The 5,029-nt window shown below is 55.9% G+C and carries 4 protein-coding genes; 2 read left to right on the forward strand and 2 right to left on the reverse strand.

Translation table 11 applies throughout. The features are described from left to right. Positions 1-163 precede the first annotated feature (163 nt). Both D5269_RS16730 and D5269_RS16735 read left to right on the forward strand, forming a co-directional pair. The gene (locus tag D5269_RS16730) at positions 164-568 is read left to right on the forward strand and encodes a HEPN domain-containing protein (protein WP_166545233.1); all 405 of its coding nucleotides are present in this window, start codon (positions 164-166) and stop codon (positions 566-568) included. Positions 569-638: 70 nt separating this feature from the next. Then, complete coding sequence (locus D5269_RS16735; RefSeq protein WP_120487078.1) at positions 639-1,580, forward strand: hypothetical protein; 942 nt, start codon at positions 639-641, stop codon at positions 1,578-1,580. Positions 1,581-1,627: 47 nt separating this feature from the next. On the opposite strand, the gene D5269_RS16740 is transcribed toward D5269_RS16735, so the two are convergent. Beyond that, complete coding sequence (locus D5269_RS16740) at positions 1,628-2,809, reverse strand: M23 family metallopeptidase (RefSeq protein WP_120487079.1); 1,182 nt, start codon at positions 2,807-2,809, stop codon at positions 1,628-1,630. 15 nt (positions 2,810-2,824) lie between these two features. Then, on the reverse strand, positions 2,825-5,029 hold a 2,205-nt coding region (locus D5269_RS16745), incomplete at its 5' end, for a hypothetical protein (protein ID WP_243126939.1).

Raw genomic sequence — 5,029 nt, forward strand, 5'->3', positions numbered from 1 at the left:
TTTGCTGGTTTCCGCTGTTTCGGAAAGCACTCTGCGATTTGTTCGTATTGTTCTTTCTTCAGTTCCATTCCTTTATTATAGCATATCTTTATTTGTGTGAACAGACCCTAAGGGGATAGCGCATAATGAAATAGAAAATCATACACAGAGGGGGTGTTCATCCGTGCCCAGTGAAAATCAAATGGAGCTTGCCCGGCATCGTCTGGGAAAAGCCCGACAGTGCGCGGCCACGGCCAGGAACATTCTTTTTGACGGGGACTATGAGGCCAGCATTGATCGCTCCTGCTTCGCCATCTTCCATGGGATGCGGGCGGTCCTGATACTGGACGGGCTTGATTTCAAAGAAGGCCCTGCTGTTACCGAAAATTTCACGGAGCATTATGTTACAACCGGGGTTTTTGACGAAAGCTCCTCTCAAATCATCAGAAAGGTATTTGACCTGCGTGCCGCCTGTGACTATGACGATTCCTTTGCGGTTTCCAGGCAGGAGGCTGAACAGCAGGAAGTAAATGCTTGTGCTTTTTTGGAGGCAGCCGAACATTACATAGAGAAGCGGATGGAATCTTGACAGAGGAGATCCGCATTAGACAATTAGCCATGCTTGTGGTATAATGAGGACGGAAAAGGAGGTGTTCCCCATGGACTCACCAACAGCTATTGCGCAGGCGCTCCACACCACGGAGGGAAATTCTGCCTATGATGAGGCTTGTAAGCGGCTCCTTTCTCAAAAGATCATCTTGGCCTGGATCATGAAGAGCTGCCTGGAGGAATACCGGGATTTAGATGTACAGGAAATCGCAGAGAAGTATATTGAAGGCACCCCCTCCATCAGCAAGGAGCCGGTTTTCCCAGATGACACAGGTCCTCTGATCCAGGGAACGGATACCACGGATAAGTCTCCTGGGGTAAGAACCGTTACCTACGATATTAGTTTCCGTGCGGTTGCCCCCGGTTCCGAAGAACTTATTGAGTTATATATCAATGTGGAGGCCCAGAAGAAATTCAAACCCGGTTATCCGCTGCTGAAACGGGGAATCTATTATTGCAGTAGGATGATTTCCCGCCAGAGCAACAGGGACTTTATCGACTCCCACTACGAGAAGATCAAGAAGGTCTATTCCATCTGGGTTTGTCTGGATTCACCGGAAAGCAGAAAGAATACAATCACCTGCTATCAGATGACCGAAAGGAACTTGATTGGCGATGCAAAGGAACCAGTTGCCAACTACGATTTGCTCTCGGTGGTCATGATTTGCCTGGGCGGACCAGAGGTGGAGCATTACGAGGGAATTTTGAAACTCCTTCATACGCTTCTCTCTAACAAAACAAGCGAAAAGGAAAAGCAAGAGGTTTTGGAGAACGAATTTGATATACCAATGACCCGTGAATTGGAAAGTGAGGTGTCTACTATGTGTAATTTAAGCCAAAGTGTAAAAGAAGAAGGGAGAATTGATGGGATTCTCTTTGCCCTCAAAAATTTGATGAAAAACAAGGGGATGCCTGTGGAAGAAGCCTTTACAACATTAGAAGTCCCCGAAGCAGATTGGCAGAAGTACCGCAAGCTGCTGGCCGGTCAGTAAAACTCAATGAAACCGCTGTGTTTCCCCGTGAAGCACAGCGGTTTTTCTTATCCCTTGGAAAGATACCACAGCGGGTCCCTTGGCTCCCCATCCACAATGACCTCGATATGTAAATGGGGTCCGGTGGCCCAGCCGGTCTGCCCTACTCTGGCGATGGCCTGCCCGGCCTCCACCTTTTGCCCCTGCCGCACCAGAAGCTGGCTGCAGTGGGCGTAGAGGGTCACATACCCGCCGCCGTGGTGGATAGCCAGGTGCTTTCCATAGTCGGAACTGCCGGAATCCCGAACAAACAGCACCGTCCCGCCCTGCACGGCGCAGATTTCTGTGCCTGTCCCAGCAGAAATATCCAGGCCGGTATGGTTGCTGGTTCCTGTACCGACGCCGGGATAAGGACGATTACCAAAGTAGGAGGTGATATTCCCGAACCAGTTCGTGCCGGGGAAGGGATTGCCAAAGCCCCCGCCCTCCAACGGGGTATCGTCACCCTGTATCATGTCTTTGATCTCGCTGTGGGTCCCGTTGGCGGAGGCTTCGTATCCATCATTCAGCATTCCCATCTGGTTTTGGTAGAGGAATCCGGCCCACTGGGTCTTGAAGGTGTCCAGCCCCAGCTTCTGCATCAGGGCGTCCTGGCCGATGTCGTAAATATCTATGTGAATCCGATAGAGGGGATCGCTCTCCTCCTCGTCGCTGTCTTCGCAGTAGGTTTCCACCCAATAGGTGTACTCGATATTCTGCCGGACCAGTTCCCGAACGCTTTCCTCGGTGATGCGCCCCAGGTCCTGTTCGTGCCAGACGGAGGAAATGGAGATAAACCAATACCGGTCGGTGTTGCCAAAGTCCTCGGTGACGACAACATCATCATAGCCCGCCGAGAGACGGGCTATGATGGCGTCGGCCTCCTGCCGTGTAAGGTCGGAGAAGCTGTCGTAAAGGGAGCCTACATAGGCCGCCTTTGCGTTCATCTCCTGTATGGTGCTGTTCTGCACCGTAGGATATTGGAAGTTGGGATGCACAACAGAAAGGTATAGGAAAAATGGGATGAAGATGCAGAAAAGGATGATGTAGAAAATCGCCTTGATAATTTCCGGAAGGAAAGCCTTGGTTGCGGCCACCGCCGCGCCATGGAGCCCGCCGCTCACCGCCCCCTGGAGGACGGTGGAGACAGCGTGACCCAGGCGCGCCAAATTGGCAGCGCTGGAGATCCCCTTTTGCTGGTTCTGGCTCATTTCTCACCTTCTCTGCTATTTTTGCGGCTCTCCCGGTCTGGCCGGGTGGGTACTGCCGTTTTCAGGTTTTTTATCCTCCCGAACGGGCGGGGGATTCTTTACCGGCCTGTCGGAAGGCGATGCCGGTCGCTGTGAAGATTCGTGTTTGGGATTGCCCTGTACTGGATTTGTGGGAACGACCGGGGCCGCCGGAGTGACAGGCCGGGGCGGCGCGTCAGGGCGGCTGGGCGGCGTGCTGCTAGGCCCTTTCGGATTGGACGGTGCTGGGGCCGCAGCCGGAGGATTCGATTGAAGCGGCCTGGTTCCTGTGGTGGGATGGCTTGTCCCCGAAGGGTCGGAATTGCTTACCCCTGTGGGCGCCCGGCTGGGCCCATGCTGGGTCGTTCCGCCGGAAACCGCCCCCGGATTCCTGACAGGGACGCCGGAAGGAGCAACAGCCGGATTCTGCGGCGGCGGAGAAGAAGTCTTGTTCCATGCCGGTTTAGATGCAGGCCGTTCCGGCCGGTTGCTGTTCGATGCTGCGGGATGCCCCGGCGTACCAGGCGCGCCGGGAACACCAGCCGCAGGTGTATGGGTGCGAGGCCCATTCTGCACCTGGGAAGTTGTGCTGCTGTTATTTGTCTGGGCGTTCCCAGAAGCGGCGGGACGGGCAGAAGTACCCGCAGGGGGTTTCGCGGCCGGAGCCGGGCGGGAAGGATTGTCAGGGCTTTGGGGTGTTCCGGCATTTTTGCCATCCTTTGCTGTGACAACACCGGATGAGACTGCGGTATTGGCACTAAGGGGCGGCGCTTTTTCCTGGCCGCTTACCCCAGTGTTTTGTTGAGCTGCTGCCGCCGGAGGTTGTGAGGTGGGATGACCAGGCGCTCCCGGCTGTCCAGGTGTGCCGGTGGCCGCTGGAGTTTGTGGCGTAGACACGCTGCCCTTTTCGTCTGTCTGTCCAGGCGTTCTACCGGCAGAAGGCGGCGTAAATTTCCTGCCCCGCCCAAGGGGTGGCCTTGTGGGTGCTGGACCCTCCTGCGCTGTTCCTTTGGCCGGAGCAGCCGCTCCCTGCTGGCCCTGGGCTGTTCCCAGATTCGCTGTTGCCGAAGCAGGCGCAGTCCCCGGATTGGGGGCTTTTGGCGTTGTCCCGGCGGGCGGGGTACTATCCGCAGCTGAGGCCGCTCCTGCCGTTTTGCCCTGAGCAGAGCCGCCGGTTCCGCCGCCCGCAGGCGGTGGAGAAGAAGGAGCTGGATTTGGCCCCGGAGCAGCGGAGCCGCTGCTGGGCCGGTTGCTGCTCCGATTGCCGGAGGAGGGCGTTTTCCCTCCCCCTGTGCGGTTGGCGGCCACCGTCTGTATCACGGTGCAGGCGGCATGGTTTGCCATCATGGTGGGAAGGGCCATAAAGCCATGCCCCAGGGGGCTTCCCGTGTGGGCGGGATTCAGCCCCATCCGGCAGACAATATCATCGATCTTCCTGCCCACCCGGACAATGGCTGTCACAAAAATCAGCCGGGGGAAGATCCCCAGGCCGCTGGGCACCGTACTCATGGTGGAAAGCAGCAGCTTTAAGAAAATCACATTCATCAGCATCATCACACACATACTGCCGAACATCCTGCACCACCCCTTGAAAATATCCTCTGTGTTCTTGCTCCCGCCCATACCGAAGGCCAGGGGCGCCAGCACCACCAAAATCACCGTGACCACATACCGCTCCCCAATCTCAAAGAAGAATTTTATCACCTGGAAAATGAGGATCAGTCCCACGATCATGGCCAGCAGCCAGGAGGAGTCGATGCCAAAGGCGTTTTCATCCGGGGTGATAATCTCCACCGCATCCGGGACTTGGAACAGGTCCATAATGGTGCTGGTGAAGTTAAGCCCTATGGCGCAGATCTGCCGGCTGGCCAGCAGGAGAAAGGCGAAAACGAAGGTGCGGGTCCCCAGGGCCACCGGGTCCTCCCCCTCAAAACCCAGGCCGGCGGCCATAGAGCGCATGGCCTGGAATACCAGATTGCCGATGAGCAGGGCCCAGCCCACGGCGATGACGATATTCTGAATATCGTTCACCACCGGGGCGTAGGTTTCAAAGTAAGCCAAATCGAGGGAGAAGATGTTCAGCAGGGAGTCCGCCATGTATTCCACTCCCTCTAAGATCAGCCCGTAGAGCCTGTCAACGCCAATTTGAAATTGTAAGAAAACGCCGAAGAAATTTTGTAGTTTTTCGGCGGGGGGTAACAA

The sequence above is a fragment of the Anaerotruncus sp. 1XD42-93 genome, from assembly GCF_009917605.1.
Lineage (GTDB): Bacteria > Bacillota > Clostridia > Oscillospirales > Ruminococcaceae > Anaerotruncus.